General features: G+C 40.7%; 27 protein-coding genes. All 27 read right to left on the bottom strand.

What is annotated here, in order from left to right:
• Positions 1–78 precede the first annotated feature (78 nt).
• The 27 genes from KQI22_RS13095 to KQI22_RS14090 all read right to left on the bottom strand — a co-directional run bounded on the left by KQI22_RS13095 (position 79) and on the right by KQI22_RS14090 (position 26,220).
• Positions 79–1,704: an NTP transferase domain-containing protein gene (locus tag KQI22_RS13095; RefSeq protein ID WP_216553127.1), complete on the bottom strand. Its 1,626-nt coding sequence runs from the start codon at positions 1,702–1,704 to the stop codon at positions 79–81.
• A gap of 12 nt (positions 1,705–1,716) precedes the next feature.
• Positions 1,717–2,589: a LicD family protein gene (locus tag KQI22_RS13090; protein WP_216553124.1), complete on the bottom strand. Its 873-nt coding sequence runs from the start codon at positions 2,587–2,589 to the stop codon at positions 1,717–1,719.
• A 14-nt stretch (positions 2,590–2,603) separates the two neighbouring features.
• A complete protein-coding gene (locus KQI22_RS13085; protein WP_216553121.1) occupies positions 2,604–3,779 on the bottom strand; it encodes a hypothetical protein in 1,176 nt (391 codons plus the stop codon).
• Complete coding sequence (locus KQI22_RS13080; protein WP_216553118.1) at positions 3,773–4,534, bottom strand: DUF6564 domain-containing protein; 762 nt, start codon at positions 4,532–4,534, stop codon at positions 3,773–3,775. The genes KQI22_RS13085 and KQI22_RS13080 overlap by 7 nt, the downstream gene beginning before the upstream one ends.
• Positions 4,531–5,523, bottom strand: a complete 993-nt coding sequence (locus KQI22_RS13075) for an NAD-dependent epimerase/dehydratase family protein (RefSeq protein ID WP_216553113.1) — start codon at positions 5,521–5,523, stop codon at positions 4,531–4,533. The genes KQI22_RS13080 and KQI22_RS13075 overlap by 4 nt, the downstream gene beginning before the upstream one ends.
• Before the next feature lie 20 nt (positions 5,524–5,543).
• The gene (locus KQI22_RS13070) at positions 5,544–6,272 is read right to left on the bottom strand and encodes a metallophosphoesterase family protein (RefSeq protein WP_216553109.1); all 729 of its coding nucleotides are present in this window, start codon (positions 6,270–6,272) and stop codon (positions 5,544–5,546) included.
• Positions 6,273–6,275: 3 nt separating this feature from the next.
• Positions 6,276–7,199 (bottom strand): LicD family protein, encoded by a 924-nt coding sequence (locus tag KQI22_RS13065; RefSeq protein WP_216553107.1) that lies wholly within the window; start codon positions 7,197–7,199, stop codon positions 6,276–6,278.
• Complete coding sequence (locus KQI22_RS13060) at positions 7,196–8,140, bottom strand: LicD family protein (protein ID WP_216553104.1); 945 nt, start codon at positions 8,138–8,140, stop codon at positions 7,196–7,198. The genes KQI22_RS13065 and KQI22_RS13060 overlap by 4 nt, the downstream gene beginning before the upstream one ends.
• Positions 8,141–8,154: 14 nt before the next feature.
• Positions 8,155–9,453 carry a phosphoenolpyruvate mutase gene (gene aepX, locus KQI22_RS13055; protein ID WP_330623385.1) on the bottom strand — a complete coding sequence of 433 codons (1,299 nt, stop codon included), beginning with the start codon at positions 9,451–9,453 and terminating at the stop codon, positions 8,155–8,157.
• Positions 9,450–10,322: an FkbM family methyltransferase gene (locus KQI22_RS13050; RefSeq protein ID WP_216553100.1), complete on the bottom strand. Its 873-nt coding sequence runs from the start codon at positions 10,320–10,322 to the stop codon at positions 9,450–9,452. The genes aepX and KQI22_RS13050 overlap by 4 nt, the downstream gene beginning before the upstream one ends.
• Positions 10,323–10,353: 31 nt before the next feature.
• Positions 10,354–10,569: a hypothetical protein gene (locus KQI22_RS13045; RefSeq protein ID WP_216553097.1), complete on the bottom strand. Its 216-nt coding sequence runs from the start codon at positions 10,567–10,569 to the stop codon at positions 10,354–10,356.
• Positions 10,570–10,719: 150 nt separating this feature from the next.
• On the bottom strand, positions 10,720–11,532 hold the full coding sequence (locus KQI22_RS13040) for a flagellin N-terminal helical domain-containing protein (protein WP_216553095.1): 813 nt from the start codon (positions 11,530–11,532) through the stop codon (positions 10,720–10,722).
• Between the two features lie 127 nt (positions 11,533–11,659).
• Positions 11,660–12,829: a CgeB family protein gene (locus KQI22_RS13035; RefSeq protein ID WP_216553092.1), complete on the bottom strand. Its 1,170-nt coding sequence runs from the start codon at positions 12,827–12,829 to the stop codon at positions 11,660–11,662.
• A gap of 95 nt (positions 12,830–12,924) precedes the next feature.
• Positions 12,925–13,737, bottom strand: a complete 813-nt coding sequence (locus KQI22_RS13030; RefSeq protein WP_216553090.1) for a flagellin N-terminal helical domain-containing protein — start codon at positions 13,735–13,737, stop codon at positions 12,925–12,927.
• A gap of 197 nt (positions 13,738–13,934) precedes the next feature.
• Positions 13,935–14,978 carry a hypothetical protein gene (locus KQI22_RS13025; protein WP_216553087.1) on the bottom strand — a complete coding sequence of 348 codons (1,044 nt, stop codon included), beginning with the start codon at positions 14,976–14,978 and terminating at the stop codon, positions 13,935–13,937.
• Positions 14,979–15,211: 233 nt separating this feature from the next.
• The gene (locus KQI22_RS13020; protein ID WP_216553085.1) at positions 15,212–15,706 is read right to left on the bottom strand and encodes a hypothetical protein; all 495 of its coding nucleotides are present in this window, start codon (positions 15,704–15,706) and stop codon (positions 15,212–15,214) included.
• A complete protein-coding gene (locus KQI22_RS13015; protein ID WP_216553082.1) occupies positions 15,696–16,079 on the bottom strand; it encodes a hypothetical protein in 384 nt (127 codons plus the stop codon). Before KQI22_RS13015 ends, KQI22_RS13020 begins: the two co-directional genes overlap by 11 nt.
• Before the next feature lie 59 nt (positions 16,080–16,138).
• Entirely contained in the window at positions 16,139–16,813 is a 675-nt protein-coding gene (locus KQI22_RS13010; RefSeq protein WP_216553079.1) for a YoaK family protein, read from the bottom strand.
• A gap of 21 nt (positions 16,814–16,834) precedes the next feature.
• Positions 16,835–17,587 (bottom strand): amino acid ABC transporter ATP-binding protein, encoded by a 753-nt coding sequence (locus tag KQI22_RS13005; protein ID WP_216553077.1) that lies wholly within the window; start codon positions 17,585–17,587, stop codon positions 16,835–16,837.
• A 3-nt stretch (positions 17,588–17,590) separates the two neighbouring features.
• On the bottom strand, positions 17,591–18,265 hold the full coding sequence (locus KQI22_RS13000; protein ID WP_216553074.1) for an amino acid ABC transporter permease: 675 nt from the start codon (positions 18,263–18,265) through the stop codon (positions 17,591–17,593).
• Positions 18,246–18,905, bottom strand: coding sequence for an amino acid ABC transporter permease (locus KQI22_RS12995; protein ID WP_216553072.1), 660 nt, complete (start codon positions 18,903–18,905; stop codon positions 18,246–18,248). The genes KQI22_RS13000 and KQI22_RS12995 overlap by 20 nt, the downstream gene beginning before the upstream one ends.
• A gap of 90 nt (positions 18,906–18,995) precedes the next feature.
• Positions 18,996–19,916: a transporter substrate-binding domain-containing protein gene (locus KQI22_RS12990; RefSeq protein WP_216553069.1), complete on the bottom strand. Its 921-nt coding sequence runs from the start codon at positions 19,914–19,916 to the stop codon at positions 18,996–18,998.
• 319 nt (positions 19,917–20,235) lie between these two features.
• A complete protein-coding gene (locus KQI22_RS12985) occupies positions 20,236–21,339 on the bottom strand; it encodes an HD domain-containing phosphohydrolase (protein WP_216553066.1) in 1,104 nt (367 codons plus the stop codon).
• 13 nt (positions 21,340–21,352) lie between these two features.
• Entirely contained in the window at positions 21,353–23,515 is a 2,163-nt protein-coding gene (locus KQI22_RS12980; protein WP_216553062.1) for a DUF342 domain-containing protein, read from the bottom strand.
• Entirely contained in the window at positions 23,512–23,862 is a 351-nt protein-coding gene (locus KQI22_RS12975; protein WP_216553059.1) for an Hpt domain-containing protein, read from the bottom strand. The genes KQI22_RS12980 and KQI22_RS12975 overlap by 4 nt, the downstream gene beginning before the upstream one ends.
• 26 nt (positions 23,863–23,888) lie before the next feature.
• The gene (locus KQI22_RS12970; protein ID WP_216553057.1) at positions 23,889–24,245 is read right to left on the bottom strand and encodes an Hpt domain-containing protein; all 357 of its coding nucleotides are present in this window, start codon (positions 24,243–24,245) and stop codon (positions 23,889–23,891) included.
• Between the two features lie 94 nt (positions 24,246–24,339).
• The gene (locus KQI22_RS14090; protein ID WP_216553054.1) at positions 24,340–26,220 is read right to left on the bottom strand and encodes a sensor histidine kinase; all 1,881 of its coding nucleotides are present in this window, start codon (positions 26,218–26,220) and stop codon (positions 24,340–24,342) included.
• Positions 26,221–26,387: the final 167 nt, after the last annotated feature.

The raw sequence follows: 26,387 nt of genomic DNA, 5'->3' as shown, positions 1-26,387 counted from the left end.
ATTCATGTTGAACCTCCGGTCTGATTGTTTTGTTTACATCCGCCAAGATGCAACTCAATCTTACCTTGAGGTTCTTTTTTATTCAATTGGCGCTTTTAATGAATTACAGGAATGCTCCTCATAACTTTCGATTGCCGAATCAATATACCTAATCAAGTTTCTATAGGCAGGTAAAAAGAAAAAAGAGTCATCATCTCCAACGCTTCCTTTATACAATCCCCAGCAAAACCAATAAAATGCTGATATCGGAATAAATGCCATGTAAAATCGTTGTTCTTCTCCAGTCAGATCCCTTCCAAAATAAAACTTGAGATACCGGCTTACCTGCTCATCCGTCCAGTCATAACGACATAAAATTCCCCCAATATCATTTGCGGCATAATTCCTGCCTGCATATTCCCAGTCGATCAAATAAACTTTGTCATTATCTCCTGAAAGGAAATTGGGTTCATATACATCATTGTGGCACATAACCAGCCCATATCCTAATTTCTTAGCATCTTCTTCAATATACTGATATAATCTTTCCACTTTTTTGACTACATCGGAAAATTCTTTACATAAATTACCCTTTGTTGCGGAAGCAATCTTCATCAACTTTTTTCCCTCTGAAACATTATCAAAACGCCTTATATTTTCATCTGCCGGAATTTTATGTAAGATGTGAAGATACTCCATGGCTGTTTGTAATTGCTGATTATTTTTTTCAAAATCACAATTCTGTGCATTTTTTATAAAATGGGATACTTTCCATCCTTCTTGATCCATCATAACAAATGAATTATCAAGACCTAGTAACTTTGCTTTTTCCTGCACAATCTTTTCGCTGTTTCGACTCACTAAATTACCCGCTGTTCCACCCGGATGTCTGTAAATATAATATTCATTTTGAACCCGAAATGAAAAGGACATATTAGTCAACCCCGCACTGACAATATGAATATCTCCAATGTCGTTTGGCACACAATGTATTGCTTTACATATATTAGAAATAATATCAGAGTCAATATTCATGAAAAAGTCAGCATCAAAAGAGCACAAATCCTCAATATCATCAAATTCCCATATTGATTCCGGTTGAAATTTTTTCATATATAGTGTCAGTTCATTTTTATGCTTTGCAAAAAATTCCTCCCAAAACATAGAATCCACTCCAAAATCAAAAATTTCTCTTTCCATCAGCTCTACAAATATCCTGCTAAACTTCTCATTAAAATAGGCACTTCCCACCATGGCAAGCGAATCTTGTCCCCCCACATTTACCTGTGTAATGACATCCGCATCAGATACTTTTATCGCAAATTCACGGAATTTTCCCTTTTGATATGAACATGAACGATAAGAAATATTATTATCATTCGTATCTATGAAAGGATTAACCGTGAAATAGTGATCTGCACAACATATATATGTATTAGATAAATATTTTCTTGCCACATAAAGTGAATATAAATTCCCTTTTTTTGCAAATTCATTATTTATAATCAGTTTTACGTCATACTTTTTCTCCAAATAGAAAAACTTTTCTTTCATATATCCAACAACAATATAAATTTCATTTATTCCGGCTGATTGAAGCTGCTGAATCTGTCGTTCCAGCAGCACTTCTCCCCGCACCAAAAAGAGTCCCTTGGGTTTTTCATAAGTAAATGGCGCAAAACGATTTGATTTTCCTGCAGCTAAAATAATTGCATTTTTTTTCATATACGATTTCCTTTATTCCGTTTCGGAAGTATTCCCTACATCAAAATTAAAGCTGGATACCGGTGCATGCGGCTGACGTTTCTCTTCAGGTGGTAATGTCATATAATCATCATACATATACTTCAAAAAAGCATCATAATCTTTTGTTCCATACAATTTATGCCCTTCAAATTCATATTCGCTTCTCTCTGTAAACCATGACTTTGGCATACCATATCTTTCTTTTACAGAATGTTTATTTTTCAAATATAATTTGCCGAAACTTGGGAAAAGCAATGCCCGAACTCTGTTGGGCGTACCATTCCTGCTTTTATCCGAAATCCGTCCAACCTGCTTGTAAACCCAATCAACAGAAATATGTGACATAACCGAATATATATATTTCGTGATACCCTTTTCATTTATTTTTCCCACTCTGCTCCATAATACTTTACGCAGGAAAAAGCACCAGAAATCCTGTATCATCATTGCTATCCCATTTCTGGGAATATCATCCAGAACAAAAATATCTATAAAAACACCCGTTTCGCCCTTCATATGTTCCTGCCCTGCCCGGACAAACGAAGTCCCTGTTCTTCGCAATTTACTATATTGCCATAAATATCCCGGATCAATAAAATGATCCTGCAGCCAACATATCCGGGGATTTAATTCATCCGCGACCAGTTTAAATTTTTCATACTCTTCACGCAGCATAACGATATCTGCGTCATCATCCCATGGAATATAGCCCCCATGTCGAACTGCGCCCAAAAGTGTCCCACACGATATACAATACATAATATTGTGTTTCCGACATACTCTGTCCAATTCCACCAACATATCCAATTGAAGCAGCTGCATTGTACGAAACTGTTCCTTTGTCAAAACCTTTACATTTTCCACAGTGTATTCCTCTATTAATTCTGTTTTTTGATAATCTCTCTGATAATCATTTCTGCCACATAATCAGCGTCCTTAAGTGGTACCTGTTTTACAAGCGTCACTCCAAATTTCTTTTTCACCTTGGCAAGCAGTTCATCTGTATAAATCAGAATACCATCCTTAATATCTTCCACGCCATCTAAATAAATTGATTCCCTGTTCTTCTTTCTCATTTCGTCCAAAGAAAAAGGATCTTCAGATATATAAGCTTTAATGCTATCCTCTGTTCCATCTAAAATGATCGGATAACCTCCTATTTCACCAAAAGCACCCGGGCAATGTAATTTTACTCTGCTATTATTTCTTACTACATTTAAAATCGCCTGAATAATTTCAAAATTGCTGGATGCATTCATCTGATTTCTCTTGGTATCTACAGGCATTGCGATTGCGCAATCGGCAAATACTCTATCCAGATCCACCGTAACCTTTTCCCCATGATAAGAAATATCCAGCAGCATACTTACATTCTCTGTATGCCCTTCCTTACTAATAACAACATCATGAAAGTGTGAAACGGCAAATGTCACATCAATACGAAACGGATCCTTTATGCCAAGCTGTTCAGCCACTGCAAATTTAATTCTGGGTATCAGATGGTTGATATTTCCGCTTCCAAAATCCGGATATACCATACCTGCCGTTTTTAACCATGGAATTACTGCATCTGAATAAGAGGTGTTAATCACAATTGCCTTTGAGCCTGCCAGCTCATATGCCTGCATAATATTTTTAGTAAAGTGAACCGCAAGAGGAGACCAGATACCATAAGCCCTGATTGCAGGCCACGATATACTACCATATTTTATCCCCGGATATGCTCTACTGCTATTCACAATAATATCCGGATCAAATGACTGTATTGCATATGTAATATCTGAAACATTCTCAAAATTCACATTACCAGCAATCCGGATCTTACTACGATTTTGTCCTCTGATCATGGATGCTACACGTACAATGTTGACATCCGGCTCCATTTTTCGTTCATCTCTGCCCACTACGCAAATTTCCAAATTTTCATCGCCCATCGACATTAGATAATCCAGCAAATAATTACCTACACTTCCCAATCCCAAAATCATAATTTTTGCTTTTCCGGACCGGATCTGTGTCCTCATATAATTTAGTTTATCCGCAATCGTTAGCATATTTTTCCCTCCAATACGGCAATTCGTTTAAAATCTTCTATCGTATTACAATTAATCCAGTGTTCAAATCGAATTAACTTATAGTCTTTCCTTTTCATAGTTTCAAAATATTTCTGTACTATTACCAAATTTGTTCCCTTTTCTTCTTTATCTGACATAGCGCTGCAAATTTCCCCCAGACGCTGAACATCGGAAAATTTCCATACTTGACCCGAATTGTAAATTGCAGTAAACGGTTCATGAATCACAAGTTGTCCATGTAAAGTATCAAATATATAATGTATCTTCGCTTCACAATCATAATAAAAAGCAACCGACTCGGAAGCTTTAATCGCTTCTCTATTACAAGTAATAGCCGACTCTTTCAGATTACATATCTGTCGGAAGGTTTCCTGATCCAAATACAAATCCCCTTCTGCAAATACAATATCTGTCGCTCCCAGTTCAAAAGCTTTTTGTAACCCGCACAACAAGCTATAACCAGAACCATAGGTTGAGAATCGTCTATTTTCCACCAACACTATTTTATCAGAAAACTCACTGAATTCCTGTTGTATTGCTTCTTCCAGCTGATTAAAGCAAAAACCTCCGACAATAATATACTTATCTACATTCTGTTGTCCCATACTCAACATCCGATATAAAAGAGTTTCCGTTATATCTTCTTCATAGTAGAGGCATTTTAAACACTCATGCCCTATCGACTCGCTAAATCGAGTTGCCATTCCGGCAACAGTAATAATCAATATTTTCAATTTTTGTTTATCTCCTCAATGCACATCTGAATTCCCTTATCAAGTGATATTTGTGGTTTCCACAGAGTCCTTCTGCGTATTTTATCTGTATTAAGCAACCGGCGTTCCGGATCGGATGCCCGATACCCTTCGAAAACAATTTGCGGATTGTCTATCCCCATTTTTTTTGCACATAATTTTACAAGATCTACTATAGCAATTTCTTCATCCGTTGCGACATTATAAACAGTTCCGTCCAAAGCTGCATCAGAATCTGCTAAAGCAAGTACCGCAGCACAGCTATCTATATTATGTAAAAATGTTCTCTTATTTACTTTAGAGTTCTCCAATAAAACAACTGTTCCATTCTGTTTTAACTCATTTATTATGTGCGGTATAATATGTTTGGGGTATAATTCATTTTTACTGTATACATTTGCAAACCGAATAGAACAGCCCTTCAAAAGGCCTCTGTCAACTGCATCCTTCATAAAAAATTCTGTCATCAGTTTTCCTGCAGCATAACTTGTACGCTGGCTGTGTTCTGCATGATCCATAAGGAGATAATCCGATTCCCTGACACCACCTTCAACCCATGACTGCATAGAATACACTTCAGATGTTGAACAATTTATAAATGCATATGCTTTCTGCCTGATTGCCTGTGCCATAAAGCTCCTCATTCCCAGCACATTCGTGTCAAATGTACTTTCCACATGATAAAAATGTTCTGTATGAACAACCGCCGCACAATTTATATAAATTACTTTCTCAAAATGTTCTTTTTTTTCTGCAATCAATTGCTCGATTTTCTGCATTTGATCTGTACAATTAATATCATATTCAAAAAAAGATAAATTGGGATGTTGTAAAATATCCCGAATGGTATGCGGAGATGATGCAAAAAAATTATCAAATCCTATTACTGTATCTCCTCTTTGTAATAATTGCCTTGCAAGTTCATTTCCTGTCATTCCGGTTATGCCACTTATTATATATAATTTCGCCATATTCTACCTCTTTTGCTACATTAAATTCCCAATTCCAGTCTGTCCCGATAAAACACATCGACTGCATCATTATAGTCTTTTTGTTCCTTCTTGATATTATAGAATACCTTTTCAAATAATACTTGTTCTGTTTCTACATCTATAATCGCATATTGTGCCCTATTATTATGATTTCTAGGCTGACCAACAGAGCCCGGATTAATAAAAACAGTTTTCTTTTTATTTCTTCTCATGATGTCTTCCGTTTCATAATAAACTTCAAACATATGTGGAATATGGGAATGTCCGGAGAAGACAAAATCATATTGCCTATATGCTTCATCTGACAAATTTATTTTTATGCTCCCCCAAAAAGGATCCTGCAGACTGCCATGTACAGCCAGACATTTCTTCCCGCCCAAATCAAAGGACAGGATTCCTTCTTTTGTCATTTCATTTTGCACATATTCCCATGCATTCTCATCCATATGTTCTCTTGTATATCGTGCACACCGCCTTCCCCGTTCAGAAGAAAATTGATCATAGGCATCCTTTGCAATCGCATTTTCATGATTCCCCCAGATATTTGCCACAATCCTATATGGAAATTTTTGTAACACTCTCACAATTTCATTCGAGTGCATCCCATAGTCTATGACATCCCCCAATACCAAGGCGGCATCTACATGGTGATGTGAAGCTATATGTTGCAAAACAGATAGAAAAGCTTCCCGATTACCGTGGATATCGGATAAAAGTAACAATTTCATTCCTTACTTCTCCAATTCTTTCAGTTCTTTCACTTTATTTCTTAATAATTCCAATTGATCTTTAAACGCCGGATAATCATGTCCCGATTTTTCTCTGACTGGAATCATATAAGATTCTCCATACATAAGTTTCAGAATTTCATCATACCCATTCGGAACAGGCATCTGCATATACTCAAACGGCAGATATATTGCCTCTTCATACCATTCTTTCTTTAGTTTAAACTTTTCATGGCGATTTACATAACTGCACCACTGTGTCAGGTAATCGCCGTCCTCTTCCGTATAAGACATGGCAAGCAGGCTGGCATAACGCCATAGCTGGCTGATCAAAGGCTTGCTTCTGTCAATACTGACCTTTAGATAAGTTTCCACTTCTACAACGGACTTTTCAATTTTCTCCTGAGGTTCTCCATGTTGTATTTTTGTAACAGTCTCCCAAATAAGAATAAACAACTCTTTTACAATTGCCGCTTCCTGTTCATTTCGTGGGAGATAATCTAGTGGGAATATATCAATAATCGCCACAAACGGGCATTGATGATGCCGTGCTAAGTACTCCTTTGATAAATTCAAAACCGAACCATCGGTAATTCCCGTAAAAAATTCTTTATGTTCCGGATTTGAGAAACATGTGTTTATCAAATACTCTTTTGGTAATTCTTCCGGCAAAACAGAAACCAGTTTCTGATAGTCTTTTCTTTTCAAAGCCAGATCAATATCGTCATCCCAAGGGATATATCCATTATGTCTTACAGCTCCAAGCAATGTTCCCCAATCAGCATAATAGGTCAGTCCGTATTTTTTACATATACGGTCAATATGTTGGACGATATCCATCGTGCACGCCCAATACCGCTTCATTATTTCTTCAACACAAAAACCTTCTCGTTCCTCTGAACGAAAATAAGATTCCGGCACATTCATCTCTTTTCTCCTAAAACTTCCTTTTCCTTCTGCGCTACAGCTTTTCTCAAAAATTCTAACTGACTTTTATAAAACGGATAATCATGTGTTGCGTTTCCTTTTACCACAACATTATAATCACCATATAGCACTCGAAGTACTTCATCATAATGTTTTGGTATAGGAATCATTATATTTTCAAACGGAACATAGATTGTCTCCGAATACCATTCCTGTTTCAATTTCAGAGTATCTTTCTTTGTATAAGACAAATACGGAACAATATAATCGCTTGCCTGTGCATTGTACTGTATACAAAGCTGATTTGCCATCTCACACAATTGGCCTGTCAGGTTTTTATTACCGTCAAATTTTTTCTGGTAATACTCTTCAAGATACTTTACTGCAAGCTGTAAATCTTCTTCCTGCTCAGCACTTCTACTCTTTTCCTGCGCCAGCTTCTTGGCATTCCATATCAATACAAACAGCGCCGACTCCATCTGATTCAACTTTTCATCATTAGGTAAGTTATCCAAAGGAAATATGTCAACTCCAACAATAAATGGACAGCCATGATATTTTTTCAAATGTTCTTCCTCTATGCTGATGCAGCCACTGTTCAAAACACAACTCCAAAACTGTTCATGATCTGCATCATATGCTGCATTCTGCACTTTATACCCTGAAGGTAACTCTCTGGGTAAAACTTCCATCAATTTCTCATAATCTTCCCGCTTTAACGCAATATCAATATCATCATCCCAGGGAACAAACCCCTTATGCCTTACCGCTCCCAAAAGTGTGCCCCAATCAGCGAACCATTGCAAATTATATTTTTGACAGATCTGCGCTATCTCATTTAACACCTCAAGTTCAGCCGCCCAAACAGTCTTCATTGTGGCATCCACCACAAATCCACATCTTATTTCCGGTTTAAAAAAATCCTCAGAAAACTCTAACATTTATTCCTCCACAATTATAATTCATCAATCAATGATATAATATCGCTAATTGGCATCAGATTTTCATCCACCTCAAGCGCTCTATGGTGCTGCAATATTGCTCTGGCCGTCTTTTCCATTGCAGGAAATGCACTTCGGGTCAATTGGTTCGCATATATTACAATATTCACACCATGCTGAACAAGTTCTTCCTCTGTAATGCTATTGTAAGATGTGGGAACCACTACTATTGGGGTTTCCGTATTGTGGCTTCTGAAGTGATCGCAAAATTCCAATATTTCAGCCGGTTCTTTTTTTCTGCTATGAATCATAATGCCATCCGCTCCGGCCCTGACATAAGCATCCGCCCTGTTAAGAGCATCTTCCATACCCTTCTCCAAAATCAAACTTTCAATACGGGCGATAATCATAAAGTCATCAGTAAGCTGCACTTTTTTTCCGGCAGTAATTTTAGCGCAGAAATTATCAATACTGTCCTGCGTTTGTCTCACTTCTGTTCCAAACAGGGAGTTTTTTTTCAATCCCGTTTTATCTTCTATAATAACGGCAGAAACACCCATTCTCTCAAGCGAACGAACCGTGTAAACAAAATGCTCTGTCAGTCCACCCGTATCACCATCAAATATAATCGGTTTTGTTGTCACTTCCATAATATCATCAATTGTTCTGAAACGTGAGGTCATATCGACCAGTTCAATGTCCGGTTTTCCTTTGGCAAGCGAATCACATAAAGAACTAACCCACATAGCATCAAACTGATCTAATCCTTCCTCTGTCTCAACCAGAGTTTTTTCTGCAATCAATCCTGTTAATCCACTATGTACTTCTATCGTCTTTACGATATCACAAATATTGATCAACTGATGCAGTCTTTTTCTACGGTACTCCGGCATTGCAAGTTTTTCTCTTACTCTTGCATCCGTTCTTTTGATTTCTTCACTATAGGAATAGGGAACATCTATTATTTTTCCCCCATATGTTTCCAGCAATGCTGCAACCTTACTGCGAAGCGAATACATAGGGCCTCTGAGCCAGTTATCACCATGAATGACATAATCCGGTTTGATTTCTTTTATAACATCATCGTATAGTAATTTTTCCTGTAATATAACCTTAGAAACTCCCGGAATTGCACGTACCATGTTCATTCGTTCTTCACAGGATATTATTGGAAATTTGTCAAATCTAAGCATCGCTGCATCACTTAATACACCCACTATCAATTCCCCATATTTCTGTGCCTCATTGATAATGTTCAGATGTCCCTCATGTATAACACTTGTGCAGAAGCATGTATATACTTTTTTCATCATTTCTCCAACTTTCTTTCTATTTTGGCAATGCATGCCATTCCCTGACGACCAATACCATAATGTCTGATATATATTTTATATTCTGGCACCAATTTTTTGAGATATAATGGAATTTGCCACAATAATTCTCTAGATATATAAGTTGTAATCATAGGTTTATTTGCTCTAATAATTCTTTGAGCTCCTTCCAATACTTGAAGTTCTGATCCCATAGTTGAAATTTTTAACAGTGTTAAATCTTCCGCCCATTTCATATCATCTAATTTAACAACCCGAACCATCTTATTACCATTTGCCTCTAACATACTACTTTCAGACATATTATCTCTAAAGGATGCATTCTCATTGTTCTTTCCAGCTGCCAATTTTAATAATAAGACTTGTTTTTTTTCTATATCAGGAATTTTCTTTACATTATCACATAACAGTCTATAATTTTTTTCGTCTGGTTCCAAACAGACGATTCTTTCAAATCTATTATGATTCATATGTAGGAATCCACGCAATGTATCTCCATCAAAGGCTCCTATATCAATATATCTATGATTTCTATTTGTTTCCAATATTTCCTCATCTATCAATTTACAAGTTGAAATACTATTTACCTTTTTCCATAAGGAAATATCTCCGCTCCATAACACATTCAAAAATGTTTCCATCGTTCTTTTTGACATATCATCAGCCAAATATTTGTATACATTTTCAAGTTCCATCATATGCTCATCATAAAGCTTCAATTCTACATCATCAATATTAAGCAGTGCACTTGCTGTTGGTATAATTTCGCCATCATATCCCATACCCTTCAGCTGATTTACCACCTGTTCAGCCACATAAACACATACAAATACAACATCTATATGCATCATATTCTCTAAAAAAAACTGTGGGCTTTTGCAGTTATCCCCCCCACTTATATTTATTATTATCCACTACAAATTCAGGTGAAAGATTATTTTGGGTATATTTATTTATAAACTCTATAAACTGTTCCCCAGAATTTCCGCATCCCCATACAACAAATTTTCCTTTCTGCTCTTGTATAGTGTCTAAACAAATTTTCAATGTATCCCTCATTACATTATTTTTTTCCCTTATTATTCTTTCTTCCAACATTTTCCACTTCTCCTCATTATCCCGTCACTTATGACCATTCAGCCAATAATCTACTTTTTATATATTCGTAATTCCTACCCACAACTTAAATCAGCGGTCTCATATGAGACCGCTTATTCAAATAAATCATACAACTCTATTCATTCAATTTTACTGTAATAATGACATTACACCCTGATTGCTCTGGTTAGCTTGTGCTAACATACTCTGTCCTGCCTGTGCAAGGATGTTGTTGTTAGAGTACTTAACCATTTCAGTTGCCATATCAGTATCACGGATAGCTGACTCAGCACTTGTTGTATTTTCAACAACATTATCAAGGTTCTTGATTGTGTGCTCCAGTCTATTCTGAACAGCACCGAGCTCAGATCTCTGCTTATTTACATTTTTGATCGCAGTCTTAATCTTAGCATTCAGTGCTCCAGCCTTAGTAGCTGTAGTAGCATCCCCGCTAAGGCTAATTGCAGAGCACTTCATTGCCAGAATCTTTAATGTAATATGCTGTCCGCTTTCCGCGCCAACCTGAAGATCTACACCGCTCTTGCAGTCACCGTTTAACAGATTCTTCTCATTGAATGTTGTTGTAGATGCTACACGGTCAATTTCGCTCATAAGCTGTTTTACTTCAGCATCGATATAGCTACGATCATCTGATGTAAGTGTTCCGTTTTCACCCTTAACCGCCAGCTCGTTCATACGCTGCAGCATATCATGTACTTCGTTTAATGCACCTTCAGCTGTCTGTACCATTGAGATACCATCCTGTGCATTTGCGGAAGCCTGTGTAAGGCCCCTTACCTGACGTCTCATCTTCTCAGAAATCGCAAGACCTGCCGCATCATCTGCTGCACGGTTGATCTTGTAACCTGAAGATAACTTCTCTGTAGATTTTGCCTGCGCGCTTGTTGTGATACCAAGCATTCTGTTAGAGTTCATTGCTGTAAGATTGTGTTGTACTACCATAGTTTTTCCTCCTTGAGATATCCGGATTCCCTTCCTTTTTATGATCCGTATTATTTCTGTTTCATACTATATTATATATCGGACTATATCGTCATAACTTAACCCTTATTTTTACATTTGCCGACAATTACATAATTATATGCAAGATTCTTTCAAGCTGTTTTTCATAGGTCAAATTTTGTTTTACCTTCCTATATCCGTTTTCTGCGATTTTTATCCGTTCCTCATCATGTTGTAAATAATAGTCCGCCAGATCGCAGGCGTGTTCCACGCTTTCATAATATACGAAATCTTTATCCGGCTCCAGATACTCAAACATATCTTCCTGATAATTTGTCAGCAAAAAGCCCCCACATCCCAATATATCCAAAACCCTTAACGGAATGCCGGAATGAATGCTTTTCAACGATACATTTAAATTGATCTTCGCACACTTAATAGCATAAGGTGCTTCTTCATAATAATCTATTTTCCCCATATTTGTAATTTGGGGCAAATAATCCGTTCTTTCAGGCGTAAAAAGTTTCACATCAAATCCGGAAGATAACTTATATAACAGCTCTCTTCTCTCTACAGCCGTTACCTCCCTTGCCAGAAAATAATTTGCAATAACCCATTCTTTTGTTTCCAATCCATCCCCATGAACCGTAATAGGGCATACTTGATCGATTTTATCCATAACATCAGGTGTTAACGCTTTTTCTATTACATCAATCCCATATAAATTTTTCTGTATATTGATCAGCGCATCCACATACCCCTTTGTCTCTTCATCCAGTTTCTCCATATGCCGGAACATCCGCTGTTTTTTTTCGCTGTACATAGAACCGATGAATGTAATATCACTGCTGTATTTCATTTTTCTGTTTACATCCGGCACTTTCTTATCATAGTAAAAAGTTGCTGATGCCATCGGCAAATAATAGACCGTATTTACTCCGAGTTTTTTTAATTTTTCCGTTTCATATCTGTCAAATATAAAAATATAATTTGTCTGATAGAATACCGTCTTTGAATACAGTAAAATATATGGGCTGTCGTACACCCACGATACATATTTTGTACGACACGCCTTGCATGCTATGGCTGCAACCGGAAAATAATTAAACGAAAACACAAAATCAGGTTTATGCAACAAAATACTGTTTGCGATCTTTTCCGTCTCCTCTTTTCCCGCACGCATATCCCCGCTTGCCTGTGAAATCTTTAATTCCAGTATTTCATTTCCCATTCTTCTCAGCTCATGCTTTAAAAATTCATTGCCATAACTATTCCATTCCAAAAACAGTACTTTCATTCTTTCATTCCTTTATATATACAATTGCATAAAAAGAGCCGATCCTATGACCGGCTCTTCTGGTAGTCCCTGCTTTCGCATTATCCGCTAAATGATTAGCCAAGCAGTGATAATACACCCTGATTTGTCTGGTTAGCCTGTGCTAACATACTCTGTCCTGCCTGTGCAAGAATGTTGTTGTTAGAGTACTTAACCATTTCAGTTGCCATATCAGTATCACGGATAGCTGACTCAGCACTTGTTGTATTTTCAACAACGTTATCAAGGTTCTTGATTGTATGCTCCAGTCTGTTCTGAACAGCACCGAGCTCAGATCTCTGCTTATTTACATTTTTGATAGCAGTTTTAATCTTAGAATTCAGTGCTCCAGCCTTAGTAGCTGTAGTAGCATCTCCACTAAGACTAATTGCAGAACACTTCATTGCAAGAATCTTTAATGTAATATGTTGTCCGCTTTCTGCACCAACCTGAAGATCTACACCGCTCTTGCAGTCACCGTTTAACAGGTTTTTCTCATTGAATGTTGTTGTAGATGCTACTCGGTCAATTTCGCTCATAAGCTGTTTTACTTCAGCATCGATATAGCTACGATCTTCGGATGTAAGTGTTCCGTTTTCACCCTTAACTGCCAGCTCGTTCATACGCTGCAGCATATCATGTACTTCGTTTAATGCACCTTCAGCTGTCTGTACCATTGAGATACCATCCTGTGCATTTGCGGAAGCCTGTGTAAGACCTCTTACCTGACGTCTCATCTTTTCAGAAATAGCAAGACCTGCTGCATCATCTGCTGCACGGTTGATCTTGTAACCTGAAGATAACTTCTCTGTAGATTTTGCCTGAGCGCTTGTTGTGATACCAAGCATTCTGTTAGAGTTCATTGCTGTAAGATTGTGTTGTACTACCATAATATATTCCTCCTTGAATTGAAATGTCGTCATCCTTGACGATCATTGTGATTGAAAAGTTCCTTTCCGGCCGTACGCTCCTTCCATTCCTTTTCAATGGTTATAAGTATTTGTTTTACTCAATATATATATCGGGTCTTCCCAATAATACTTAACACCTTTTTTTATTTTTTTTGATTTTTTTATTTCAAAAGATTTCATTGCAATTTTAAATATTTTCTGGCTTCCTGTTCTGAGATATGCATAGAATCCATTAAATTTCCAATCAACAACTTTATTCCTTTCTCCATTCCTTTCTCTATCCCCCGCTCATACTCATACGCTTTCTCACTCTCTATATGTTTCTCCATATCAAAATCATATAACATCATTGCTATTACCTCCGCTCTATGTCTCATTAAAAAATCCTTTAATATATCTTCCCTGATGCATTCCTCTATTGCCTGATAAGTCGCCTGTTGCAAATCCATCACATTCTGGTTTTCACGTATTTTCGTAATCAGTGTCATGTAGTCACTTAACAGCTTACAGGCATTTTTTAATTGTTCATTGTAACCTTCATTGATATTTAACACTGTTGTAATGAGTTCCAATTCTGGCTCTTCCAATTTCTTTTCATAGGCATCTGACAGTCTGAGAACAGTTCTTTCCTTCATCTGCCTGGTTCCATTATATAGCACTACAAATCTCGGTGTTGGTAGTTTAATCTGCTTACTACCATAAATATCTTCCTTTGCCGTGATCTTGGATAGCACCTTTGCGATGTAAGTCAGATTACGCAGCGGCATGTTCGGATTGATCGTAGACTGATGCTCAATCATATATAACTCCGACAAAAACACAAAAGATATATCATTCTGTACTGACATATAAACTGCATTTTCCAGTGTTGTGATCTCCAGCTTTGCAGCATCTGTATAGCTTGTCCCATTGAGAGCATTATATAAGCTCATAAAATCCTCTTTTTCTTTAAAGATGGCATGAAGCAGTAAATCCTTATGATTTCTTGCTATCTTATATTCATTCAGGAAATGATTAACTTGTTCAGCCACTTCGTATTTGTTATCTTCTCTTACAGATAACGAACCATACTCTTTTTCTGCCGTGGACACATATGAACACGCATCATTTTCCTTTTCCACTGCGTTTCCGGAAACAGCTTCATTTTTCTGTTCCGTTACATTTGTTTCCTCTCCGAGATCAATAAAAATAATCTCAACTCTTTGTTTCTTACTCTGCATAGCAGCTCCTTTCCTGCAGGAACTCCTACCTTTCCTCATTCTGTTCAGAACTCCCGCCTCCGTATTATATTGTAAAAGCAGGGATTCCGATCAGAATTGATCCTGAATAGAACATAGATGTGAAATATGCTTTTATATAAATTGAGAATAGCATTTCTGCTATCCTCAGTCAATTTAATATCATGTGTTTCTTTATATTCTACACGCTTTAGCATGTGAAAGTCATATACCTGCTACAGAACTATGATCCCTATCAGGATCATCAACTGTACAAACAGGTTGACGCTCTGTTCAATCCAGTTGCCTTTTGCATCTGTACGATCCAGCTTTATTCCCATGTAAATAAGTGCAGCCATACCGAATACTGCCGCTCCAAAGCACCAGATGCTTGGAGCATGCAGGATTTGCTGCCTCAGCACCGCAAGATGGATTTTGCTTCTACTCAGAACAACTGACAGCAGTATCATAACCATTCCCGTTGTCATCAGATAACGGAATTGCGCATTCAGCCAGAAGATATTTTTCTTTTTCAATGCCAGAAGCAATTTCCAGCTAACCTTTCCACATCCCGCAAGTGCAGAACAGACTGCACCAACCAAAAATATAACGCTGTGAAACTTCGCCGCAATCATGATAACGCTGATTGAAAACAGCAAAACAGGCATGGCGTCCATCAACGCCATGCCAAGTGTAAAGCCTTCCGGGATTTCGTTTTTCTTACTGCTCATCTTTATTCTGCTCCAATACAACAAGCGCTATTTGTCTGTAAATGTCAAGCATCGGTAAAATATCTGCTTCAAACACATCCGCAATTATTTCATGACTGTTATTGCCAAGTGCGCGGTTCAGATTCTGTACTTTTTCTTCCATAGCATCTTTGTTCAGAACTTCTTCCTTTTCATTTAAAAACGGAAGTGTAATATTAATAATATCAATCACATAATTAAGACCGTCAAGCTGCTGATTCAGATAATCCTCTGTATCAGGCATCTCCGCACCACGAAGCTCCGGAATAATTTCCTTCATTGCCGGAATCAGTTTTGCAATATATTCGCTTCCAAGCTCAAGCGCTTCCAGTTCCTGTTTTTTCTTCTCTTCCATAGTAATTCCTCTTCTTTCCTGATCTAATGAAATACTTTTCACAGTATATCGGCTCTAAATCACCGATGCTCCCTGATCATCATCAAACATACGATCACAAGCAGAATGCAGGAACCCCAGATTGCCTGCACGCCGATCTGTAGGGACAGCACGCCGCCAAGTCCCGCGCCGATCGCAAAGATAAAAATGATCCCATAATAATGAAGTGCTTTCCGAAGTGCGCTGTGTTCTCTTTCCCGGAAGAACACGGAGAGGCTTTCTGTTCCGCTGCGCAGATTCCCGATGCACATGGTGCTTGCATAGCCATAACCGTTTACCTTACGGAAGGTCTGTACCTGCATCGCACAGGTAAAAGAAACAAGCATCGTTGCAAGCATATTGTATTCCTGCGGAATAAAGCCTACTACAAACAAAAGCACGATCTCCAGCGCGACTATGATCTGCCGCCAGTGGATCCTTTTGGCACCTTTGTATTTATGGCCGATCTGCTCCGCCACCAGCACACCAAAGGCAAACGCAAGCACAGGGAATAAATAATGCAATGCCTGCTGCCATTCCCCCTGCATTAGATGCTGGCTCATCAATACAACGTTTCCGGTCTGCGCATTCGAGAATACCTTGTCTCTGACATTATACGTATATGCATCCTGAAAGCCGCCCGATAATGCCAGAAGGCTGCTGAGCAGGAACGTCTCTGAAGTCTGGATTTTGATTCGTTCTTTTTCATTGATCATTTGTATCACACTTCTTCTGCCTTATTTCTCTACGTGCTCGAATGTAAATACATTCAAGAACTGCTTTGCACGTTCTGTCTTTGGATGCTCGAAAAATTCCTCCGGCTTTGCTTCTTCCACGATCTGTCCCTGATCCATGAAGATGACACGGTCTGCAACAGCTTTTGCAAACTGCATCTCATGTGTGACAATGATCATCGTCTTGCCCTGCTTCGCCAGGTCGAGCATAACATCGAGCACTTCACGTACCATTTCCGGATCCAGTGCTGCTGTAACCTCATCAAATAAGAGGATTTCCGGATGCATACAAAGCGCGCGGACGATCGCTACACGCTGTTTCTGGCCACCGGAAAGCTGTCTTGGATAGCTGCCTGCCTTATCTGCCAGACCGACTCTCTGCAAAAGCTCCATGGCTTCTGCCTTTACCTCATCCTTTTTCCGCTTCTGCACCTTGACAGGGGAAAGCGTGATATTGTCAAGCACGGTCAGATGCGGGAACAGTTCATAACTCTGGAATACCATTCCGATCTTCTGCCGCATCTCAGTGATATTTTTGCTGCCCTTGCGGATATCCTTGCCATGCAGGCTGATCGAACCTTCCTGCACCGGCTCCAGTGCATTGATGCAGCGGAGCAGTGTACTCTTTCCGCAGCCACTCGGCCCTACCACAACGACAACCTCGCCCTGTGCAAGTGTCAGATCAATACCGTCCAGAATGCGCTGTCCGTCATATTCTTTTACCAGATTTTCTACCTTCAAAAGTGTATCTGCCATGATTTATCTCCATTTCTTTTCCAGATATTTTGCAAGCATGCTGATCGGCCAGCATACAAGGAAATATAATAAAAATACAACTAAAAATACGCCAAACGCAGCATTCGGGCTCGTCATTCGATTCGCCTCAATGATCTGCTGTGCCACTTTCAACATCTCTACAACACCGATCATCAGAACAAGTGAAGTTGTTTTGATCATACGGGTGATAAGGTTGATGGAAAGCGGAATCAGTCGTCTGACTGTCTGCGGTATGATAATGTAGATATAAGTCTGTACCTTTGTCAGTCCAAGCGCTTCCGCACTTTCATACTGGTGTTTCGGAATACTGATCAGGGCGCCGCGCACCAGATCCGCCATTTCCGCTGTGCCCCAGAGGGTAAATACGATCACGGAAGCCACTTCGCCGGACAGATTCCAGCCCATTGCTCTTGTTGTACCGAAGTAAACAATAAACAGCAGTACGAGCTGTGGCATGATACGGATGATCTCCAGATAGATACGGCAGATGGCTCTGACTATCTTATTTTTCATCGTCATAAGTGCACCGACCAAAATACCGAGTGGCATGCTGATTACGATCGAGATCAGACTGATCCTTGCTGCGACCCAGAGACCTCCCAGAAGGCGCAGCATATTGGTGCCTTTAAATAATACATCAATCCCCAAATCCGGCATAACGCACCCTCCTCTCTAACAGAGTACCGAGAATCGATACCGGAAGCAGAATGATCAGATAAAAGACTACCAGTAAAAATAAACTCTCCGTTGTTTTATAGTAAAGACCGATCAGATCCTTTGCGGTAAACATCAGATCCATCAGACTGATCGCGCTGAACACGCTCGTTTCCTTCAGTAAAAAGATCACATTTGCCACAAATGCCGGTACACTGACGGAAATTGCCTGTGGCAGGATCACATATTGAAATGTCTGACGATGGTTCATGCCAAGGCTGATCGCCGATTCCTTCTGGATCGGTTCGATCGATTCCAGACCGCTTCGGAAAGCCTCTGCCATATAACTGCCGCCCAGAAATGCCAGACCGATCACGCCACATACCTCCGGTGTCAGTCTGATTCCGATCTTCGGGAATCCATAATAAATAAAGAATAACTGTACCAGAAGCGGTGTATTTCTGCTGATCTCCACATAGACTGCTACGATCTGTCTTGCGACCGGTACTTTATAATATTGAATTGCTGCACAGAGCAGCCCCACCAAAATAGCGAAAGCGATTCCAATGAGTCCTATTTTCACGGTCAATACTGCCGCCCGTTCATACAGGGGTAAGTATTTGCCGATAAACTCCCAATTCATGAAACGTGTTCTCCTTTCAACAAAATCTCCGGCAAATGCCAAATGCGTCTGCCGGAGTTTATTCTACACCATTTCTTTTCTATCGTAAAGTTATTCTGCGTCTGTTACGCCGCCTTCTACTACTAAGCTGTCTTCATATTCAGATCCGTAAGTGTCTGTCAGAGTTGCTTCGTAGTCAGCATGGAAGAAGTTTTCTTCTCCAAGGCTCTTGATCTCATCGTTGATCCAGTCAAGAAGTGTTGTGTTACCCTGTGTTACTGCAGGAGCGATCGTATCCGCACTTCCGAGAGAAGGAATACCTACTGTATAACCGTCATTCTGCAGAGAGAATGCGATAACTTCTGTATTATCGTTTGCCCATGCAACAGATGTTCCGTTTTCAAATGCTTCTTTTGCTGTTGCATAAGAATCAAACTTCTGCAGCGGGATATCCGGGTAATTTGCGATCAGATAAGTTTCTGCCGTTGTACCGGAGATAACGATGATAGAATCATCGGGATTCCAGTTGTCAAGACTTTCGATCACGTTGTCATTTCTGGAAACAACACCAAGTGCTACGTTCATATAAGGAAGTGCAAAATCAACTTCTTCTTTTCTTTCATCCGTAACTGTAAAGTTTGCTAAGATGATATCTACCTTACCGGTCTGCAGATATTCGATTCTGTTAGCAGCTTCTGTAGATACGAAATTTACTTTTACGCCAAGATCTTCACCGATTCTGTTTGCAAAGTATACATCATAACCCTGATATTCACCGTTTTCATCTACATAACCAAATGGGTTTTTGTCTGAGAATACACCGATGTTGATCGTTCCGCTTTCCTTGATCTCATCGAGTGTACGATATACTTCATTTCCCTTTGCAGCGTCTGCTGTACTGTCTGCTGCATCTGTAGCTTCTGTTGCAGATGCATCTGCTGCTGTTTCTTCTTTGCTGCCGCAGCCTGTTAAAACACCTACGCTAAGTGCAACTGCGAGTCCAAGTGATAAAAGCTTTTTCCAATTTTTCATATTTTTTTCTCCTCTTCTTTTTTGTAAGCTTTTGTTATACAAAGACAGCCCGGAGGCTCTTCTCCGGGCTGTTGGCTTCATACTTTAAATCGTATAACAAGGCGCATCAATCAAAGCGCCCGGCCAATCTGAAACCCGGCATGTCATGCAGCAACAACACATGTATGAACTTGTATAGCTGACTGTATGTTTCATTGTCTGCGCCTCCTTTGCTTAACTTGTTTTGGATTATATCCTCTTTTTCCTACTATGTCAATAGGTTTTAGGGAATTTATTTCATTTTCTTATTATATGAAAGAAATCCCCAGATTGACACACTTTAATCATCCGGTTCTTCTTCGCTCTGTTTCGCTGCCAGTGCCTCGAATTTCTTTCTGGTATTTCGGAAGCACTCGAGAAGCTTCGGCGAAAATACACCACATTCCCCGGAAATGATCATATGAAATGCCTCCTGCGGCGTATAGGCACTTTTGTACACACGCTCGGATACAAGGGCATCATAGGCATCTGCTATCGATACAATCTGGGCAGACAGCGGAATTTCTTCTCCCTTTAAGCCGTCCGGATAACCGCGACCGTCATATTTCTCATGATGGTGGCGGCAGATATCATAGCAGACATCCCCGAATGCATCATCCCATGCACCGCTGATCTGCTGCAAAAGCTCCGATCCTCTTGTCGTATGTGATTTCATATAGTCAAATTCTTCTTTGGTCAGTTTGCCGGGCTTTAATAAAATACTGTCCGGAATTGTAATCTTACCCACATCATGCAGGGAGCTTGCTGCGACGATCTGTCTGATCTGCTCCGGTGTCAGACCGTATTCCGGATATTCCTTCATGGCTTCATTGGCAAGGATCTCCGTAAAGCCCTTGACACGCTGGATATGTTCGCCGCTTTCCAGATCACGGTACTCTACAACCGTACCGAGTATTTCAATGATCTTTTCATTGTTCTGCTGGATCCGCTTGGACTGCTTGAGCAGCAGTTCATACTGATCATGGAGCGCTTCTTCCTGCTTCTCCACCTTCATATCCATCTTGCGTCTGTAATCATACAGATCTACAATATTCCGTACTCTTCGTCTGACTGTCGACTCATCAAAGGGCTTTCTGATAAAATCGGATGCGCCAAGATCCAGACTTCTGTTTTCTGTATCTTTGGAGTTCTCTCCACTGATCACGATGACCGGAACTTTTTCGATCCATTTCTGCTTCTGCATCACTTCCAGAACCGTGAAACCGTCCACACCGGGCATGACCAGATCCAGAAGTACACAGCCAAACTCTTCATAACGCGCTTTTAATATCATAATTGCTGCCATTCCGCCGTCTGCCTGCTCAATCTCATAGCTGTCCTCCAGCATTTCCTCGATCATGACCCTGTTCATTTTCACATCATCGACTATCAGTATCTTCTTCATTTTAGCCCTTTCTCTAGTTCTTATAGATTGCAACCCGGTTATTTACCTTACGGACTACAACATTATCCACCTGTTTTGCTGCCCATTTTGCACCGTCGATTTCTATGATGACGCCTCCATAGAGCCTTCCTCTGATAACACCTGTCGCTTCCGACGCTTTATTGAGCTGTTCATTCAGTGCAGTCCGGTTGTCCAGAAGCTGTTTGTATTCTTCCTTTTTTGTATAAATCGCATTTTCCAGCTTCAGGAAAATATCCATGGTATTTCGTACTTCCGGCGGATATTTACTCTGGTATTCCCGCAGACCGTTCTGCAATGCACGCAGTTCTTTTTCCACATTATTCACTCTGGTCTCAATCGTATAAACGGCATTATGCAATGCCTCATCCGCCCCCATCTTGATATAGGTAGGAACACCGACCTGATTTCCCGCATTATAGATCCGGAAACCACCGACTGCTCTGGCACTTCCACCCAGAAGGGTTCCTTTTTCCCCGGAAAGCACGATCAGTCCGTTTGCCCACAGATTGGCATCCATGGAATAATTACAATAGATATTTTCTCCTGCTTCTACACGTACAGACTCAAAAAACTTACCACAGACTGATTTTCCTGCCCTGACCAGTCCGTTTCCTGCTGCATTCATGCCCCTGCGCAGGAAGATATTTTCCTTACTTTCCAGATAAGCGGATTCGATAAACCCATCAACCGCAATATCCTCTGTTGCTTTGATTACAGTATTACTGCCGACATTGCCCTTCACATAGACGTTACCATCCACATCGACATTGCCCGTTGCCATCGTCACTTCATCAAAAATATACAGGCGGCTGATCACAAGTTCCTCGCCCTTCAGCTCGATACGTCCTGTCATGGAGGAATAATAACGCATGCGGTCTTCCGATAAATGGAAGCCCTTTCCGTGCAGCATCCGCTTTTCTTTTCCTCTGTGCGCCGGAACAATCCTGCCTGTTACCGTGTAGCCCGGAATACCGCTTTGTGCGTTGTGATATTCCACGACTTTCTGGTTCTCCTGCACGATCTCGAACCATTCCACGTCCTGATAATCCACACTGCCGTCTGCCAGATGCTTTGGTGTCCGTGCCACCTCTGTCCGGAAGAAATATTCATAATACCCATCCGTTCCATCCGTAGCAGGTTGTCCCTGTGCAACGGTTATAACCTCGCCATCTTCTGCTTTGCCTTCGGCGATCCGCCGGATCGCCTCTTCCTGATAGCCTCTCCTGACACTGTTCCGCTCCAGAATATCCACGATTTCTTCATAGGTATAAGTTTCTTCCTGCTTACTGTATACAAGACAGGCGGTCATTTCATCTGCATCGATCACAACCGCAAAAACACCGTCCATTTTCTTTGGCTGTGCATCTGCCAGAAGATCGCCCACAAAATCCTTTTCGGCCTTCTGCCGCAGCCTCTCCATATCTGCCGCGGTATACATCAGATTGGCATAACCGGATACGTCTATGCCTTCCTCCAGACCCAGACGGATCTGGCGCATCTGCCTCCAGTTAAAATAATGGTTATCGTAGCAGCTGATATCCACACGGTTCTCCAGGCCAAGGCGGATCTGCTTCATCTGCCGCCAGTCCAGATCTTCTCTGGCGTAGATGGACACATCCAGTCCCATCTCCAGACCTTCCACAATCTCATGGATCGCCACACCACGCAGAGTTGGTTTTAAATACTTCCGGATCTCCAAACCCTTCTGCAGGGCAGGAATAATCTCTTCCAGCTGCTCCGGGATATATCCCGCCTTCACATAAGGCATGATATTGACCTTCGCCAGAATCGCCTTTCTGAGTACCTCCAGCATGCCCGCCGGAAGCTTCAGATACTGTGACAGATCGATGCCCTGTTCCAGGCCTTCCCGGATCTGTTTCATTTTTTCATAAGGAATTTTTACATTATCATATAAAGAAGTGTCAAGCCCCTCTTCCAATCCTTTTCTGATTTCCTCCATCTGAAAGGAAACATAAGCCGGATCGGTATATTTTTCCACTGCAACGCCGGCTTTCAGTCCCAGACGGATCTGCAGCATCTGCATTGCATTAAAGGAAGGATCTGCGTAACAGGAAGTATCCAGTCCTTCCTGCTCCCCCAGCGCAATCTGTTCTAATTGATTTTTTGTGTATTCCTTTTCGGTTCCACCACTCATGCAAGCTCCTTTATACATACCATAGCCTGCATATAGGCATCTGTTACATCTGCAAGCTGTTTCTCTACATCCGGTCCCGGATTTCCGTTTCTGTACTCTTCACAGATCGTTGATGATGCCTCGCGCAGGTTTTCCAGTCCCAGATTCAGGCAGGCACCTTTTAAATTATGGGAAGCCTCAAATGCTGCTTTGCAGTCCTTTGCACGCACAGCCGAACGAAGCTTTTCATAGTTATCATCTTCTTCAAAAAGCTTTAGATACTTCTGGATCCGTTCCGGTTTTCTGAGCCGGTCCAGTACTTCCTCATACTCTCCACCTGTCTTATCGTAAAACTCCTGTAATGTCATTGTGTAACCCTCCTTGTCAGGTAAGCCTATGCTTCCTGCGCCAATTGCTGAATTGCTTCTATATGCTTCTGATAGGATGCTTTCACCTGTGCATACAGATCTTCACTGCCGGCAATCTCTCTGCCGCGCAGCTTCTCAGTCAATGCTGCACTTACCTCATACAGCGCTTTGAATCCCAGATTGGAACAAACACCCTTTAACGTATGTGCACCTCTGAAGGCATTTTCCGCATCTCCATCCTGCATTCCCTGTTCCAGTTCGGAAAAGCTCCTGTCATTTAAAAATTTTAACGTAAAGCGCTTTACCAGTGCCTCGCTGCCCAATCTGCCAAGCACTTCCTCATAATCCGCTCCCATTTGCGCATAACATTCTTTTACTGTCATGGATTTTCTCCTCTTCTTACGTCATTTCCTTGTTCATAATATCACAGAATCCCCTGTATTTCTACAATAGCAGTCAGAATTCATCAAATATCTGTTATTTTTCCCTTTTCCCGCGCCATAAGCAGTCTGCTGACGGTGTCACGACAGCACCTTCATCCTCCAGCAGTTCACACAAAAGTTCCCGGTTCATATCTATGTCATCCACTACCATAATACGCAGATCCTGCAGACAGTTTCCTGCCGTATCCTCCACACTATCGGCTTCTTCCGTATCTTTCCGGAAAGGAATGGTCACAACTACCCGTGTCCCCACTCCGGCCTTGCTGTCGATCTCAATATGTCCGTTCTTCTGCGTTACCAGATTTTTCACGATCGTCATACCAAATCCATTGCCGGATCCGCTCCGGTCCGCAAATCTGTTTTCCTGCGTATATGGTTCAAAAATTTTAGGCAGGAAATCCTCAGACATACCAATTCCCGTATCTTCTATAATAAAGACATAACTATCCACCCCGGTACCTGCCTGACGCATTGTGATCCGGATCCTGTCTCCCTTTTGCGTAAACCGCAACGCATTGGAAAGAAGATTATTCAAAATCTGTGTCAGTTTTAAGGTATCACCGACCACACTTTCATCCATGATATCGATCTGGATCTCAAACTGTTTTTCTTCTCTTTTGGCAGCATCTGCAAACGGCTGCACGATTTTCAAAAATTCCTCCTGAATATTGAATACCTTTTTATCCAGTGGCATAAGCGCATTTTCCACTTTGGAAATATGCAGGATATTATTGATCAGTCCCAGAATTTCTTTTGCGGAATTTTCAATCTTATGCTGATAATCAAGACGCTGTGACGGTCTGCATTCTGTGCGCATTGCAAGCTCGTTCATGCCCAGTATGATATTCAGCGGTGTCCGCATTTCATGGCTCATATTGGAGAAAAACTGATGCTGTGATTTTTCGCTCGCATCCGCTGCATCAAGCGCTTCTTCCAGAATTCTGGTATGTTCCAGCTGTCTGCGCTTTTCAATATCGATCTGTCTGAATGCCAGAATTGCTTCCTCTTCTCCAAGCGCATCACTTAAAATAAAGCTGATATTGACCCACTTCTCTTCTCCATTCATCATACGGAGGAAATCGCCGCCATAGTTCCGTACCTTTTCTATCGCCAGCTGACGGATATGGGCAAGGGAAAAGGATCTCTGTAACTCCTCAGCCAGCTCCTTTGCCACGACCAGATCAAATCCCTTCATCATTTCCTCATAACTGCCCTCCGGTCGCAGATAATCCTGCATCTCCGTCGATCCCTTGATCATCTGATAGCTGCCTTCTTTTAAATTGATTCTGTACACCGCATAAAACGTGTCACAAAGCGCGCTTATGATCTGATTGCTTTTTGCCGCCCGCCTATTCATCAGAATATCGTTCAGTCCCATCAGCAGGACAACCAGAAATGCCAGCCCCAGTGCCACACTATACACAACGATAATAGTTTTAAACCCACTCAGTACCGTTGCATGTGGAATCGTCATGATACAGAGCCAGCCATTGCTGACATTATTATGATAAACGCCTCTTCTTTCTCCGTTCAGATCGACAATATCATCCCCTGTTTCTGCCAGATTTCCATCATTGATCTCCTGCCAGATTGATGCAGCATATTGCTCCATCTTTTTTTCATCTACCGCAAACGGTGCATCATAATATAGAAGATTCCCCTGCGAATCGCATAAATAATAAGCACCTCTCTCCGGCAGTTTGATATCTTCATGCACCGCATCAAAATTACGGCGCGTGATCTTCATCAGGATCGCATTATTCGTCTCGGGATTGACCATACCTGCCATGATCGTATCCTTCTGATCTCCTGGCAGCTCATCTGTGAAAAGCACCTCTCCGTCTGCTGCCCTGATCTCCTGATACCAGTCCTCCGTCAGGTCAAAATCATCCGTTTTTCCATTGCCGCTTGCCACGACAATTTTCCCCCGAATAACAGCATAGCAGGCAAGGGTATCATCCTCTAAAATGTACCCCTTGTCAAGGACAAATTAAGAAGAAGGGATTTTCTTTTTCTAACCAGTAGATGGCTATATCGTTTTGTCTAATTACCTTCTTCATGATCCATATCCGCAGAGGGAAT

The organism is Kineothrix sp. MSJ-39 (genome assembly GCF_018917935.1).
Taxonomy (GTDB): domain Bacteria; phylum Bacillota; class Clostridia; order Lachnospirales; family Lachnospiraceae; genus CAG-194.
The sequence above is the reverse complement of the archived record's forward strand: the minus strand, read 5'-3'. Positions and strand labels throughout refer to the sequence as shown.

What these genes read in the sequence shown, in the direction of transcription:
- KQI22_RS13095 (WP_216553127.1), bottom strand. Translation starts at nt 1,704, where the DNA reads ATGAAAAAAAATGCAATTATTTTAGCTGCAGGAAAATCAAATCGTTTT.
- KQI22_RS13085 (WP_216553121.1), bottom strand. Translation starts at nt 3,779, where the DNA reads ATGCTAACGATTGCGGATAAACTAAATTATATGAGGACACAGATCCGG.
- KQI22_RS13075 (WP_216553113.1), bottom strand. Translation starts at nt 5,523, where the DNA reads ATGGCGAAATTATATATAATAAGTGGCATAACCGGAATGACAGGAAAT.
- KQI22_RS13070 (WP_216553109.1), bottom strand. Translation starts at nt 6,272, where the DNA reads ATGAAATTGTTACTTTTATCCGATATCCACGGTAATCGGGAAGCTTTT.
- KQI22_RS13065 (WP_216553107.1), bottom strand. Translation starts at nt 7,199, where the DNA reads ATGAATGTGCCGGAATCTTATTTTCGTTCAGAGGAACGAGAAGGTTTT.
- KQI22_RS13060 (WP_216553104.1), bottom strand. Translation starts at nt 8,140, where the DNA reads ATGTTAGAGTTTTCTGAGGATTTTTTTAAACCGGAAATAAGATGTGGA.
- aepX (WP_330623385.1), bottom strand. Translation starts at nt 9,453, where the DNA reads ATGATGAAAAAAGTATATACATGCTTCTGCACAAGTGTTATACATGAG.
- KQI22_RS13050 (WP_216553100.1), bottom strand. Translation starts at nt 10,322, where the DNA reads ATGATGCATATAGATGTTGTATTTGTATGTGTTTATGTGGCTGAACAG.
- KQI22_RS13045 (WP_216553097.1), bottom strand. Translation starts at nt 10,569, where the DNA reads ATGTTGGAAGAAAGAATAATAAGGGAAAAAAATAATGTAATGAGGGAT.
- KQI22_RS13040 (WP_216553095.1), bottom strand. Translation starts at nt 11,532, where the DNA reads ATGGTAGTACAACACAATCTTACAGCAATGAACTCTAACAGAATGCTT.
- KQI22_RS13035 (WP_216553092.1), bottom strand. Translation starts at nt 12,829, where the DNA reads ATGAAAGTACTGTTTTTGGAATGGAATAGTTATGGCAATGAATTTTTA.
- KQI22_RS13030 (WP_216553090.1), bottom strand. Translation starts at nt 13,737, where the DNA reads ATGGTAGTACAACACAATCTTACAGCAATGAACTCTAACAGAATGCTT.
- KQI22_RS13025 (WP_216553087.1), bottom strand. Translation starts at nt 14,978, where the DNA reads ATGCAGAGTAAGAAACAAAGAGTTGAGATTATTTTTATTGATCTCGGA.
- KQI22_RS13020 (WP_216553085.1), bottom strand. Translation starts at nt 15,706, where the DNA reads ATGAGCAGTAAGAAAAACGAAATCCCGGAAGGCTTTACACTTGGCATG.
- KQI22_RS13015 (WP_216553082.1), bottom strand. Translation starts at nt 16,079, where the DNA reads ATGGAAGAGAAGAAAAAACAGGAACTGGAAGCGCTTGAGCTTGGAAGC.
- KQI22_RS13010 (WP_216553079.1), bottom strand. Translation starts at nt 16,813, where the DNA reads ATGATCAATGAAAAAGAACGAATCAAAATCCAGACTTCAGAGACGTTC.
- KQI22_RS13005 (WP_216553077.1), bottom strand. Translation starts at nt 17,587, where the DNA reads ATGGCAGATACACTTTTGAAGGTAGAAAATCTGGTAAAAGAATATGAC.
- KQI22_RS13000 (WP_216553074.1), bottom strand. Translation starts at nt 18,265, where the DNA reads ATGCCGGATTTGGGGATTGATGTATTATTTAAAGGCACCAATATGCTG.
- KQI22_RS12995 (WP_216553072.1), bottom strand. Translation starts at nt 18,905, where the DNA reads ATGAATTGGGAGTTTATCGGCAAATACTTACCCCTGTATGAACGGGCG.
- KQI22_RS12990 (WP_216553069.1), bottom strand. Translation starts at nt 19,916, where the DNA reads ATGAAAAATTGGAAAAAGCTTTTATCACTTGGACTCGCAGTTGCACTT.
- KQI22_RS12985 (WP_216553066.1), bottom strand. Translation starts at nt 21,339, where the DNA reads ATGAAGAAGATACTGATAGTCGATGATGTGAAAATGAACAGGGTCATG.
- KQI22_RS12980 (WP_216553062.1), bottom strand. Translation starts at nt 23,515, where the DNA reads ATGAGTGGTGGAACCGAAAAGGAATACACAAAAAATCAATTAGAACAG.
- KQI22_RS12975 (WP_216553059.1), bottom strand. Translation starts at nt 23,862, where the DNA reads ATGACATTACAGGAGTTTTACGATAAGACAGGTGGAGAGTATGAGGAA.
- KQI22_RS12970 (WP_216553057.1), bottom strand. Translation starts at nt 24,245, where the DNA reads ATGACAGTAAAAGAATGTTATGCGCAAATGGGAGCGGATTATGAGGAA.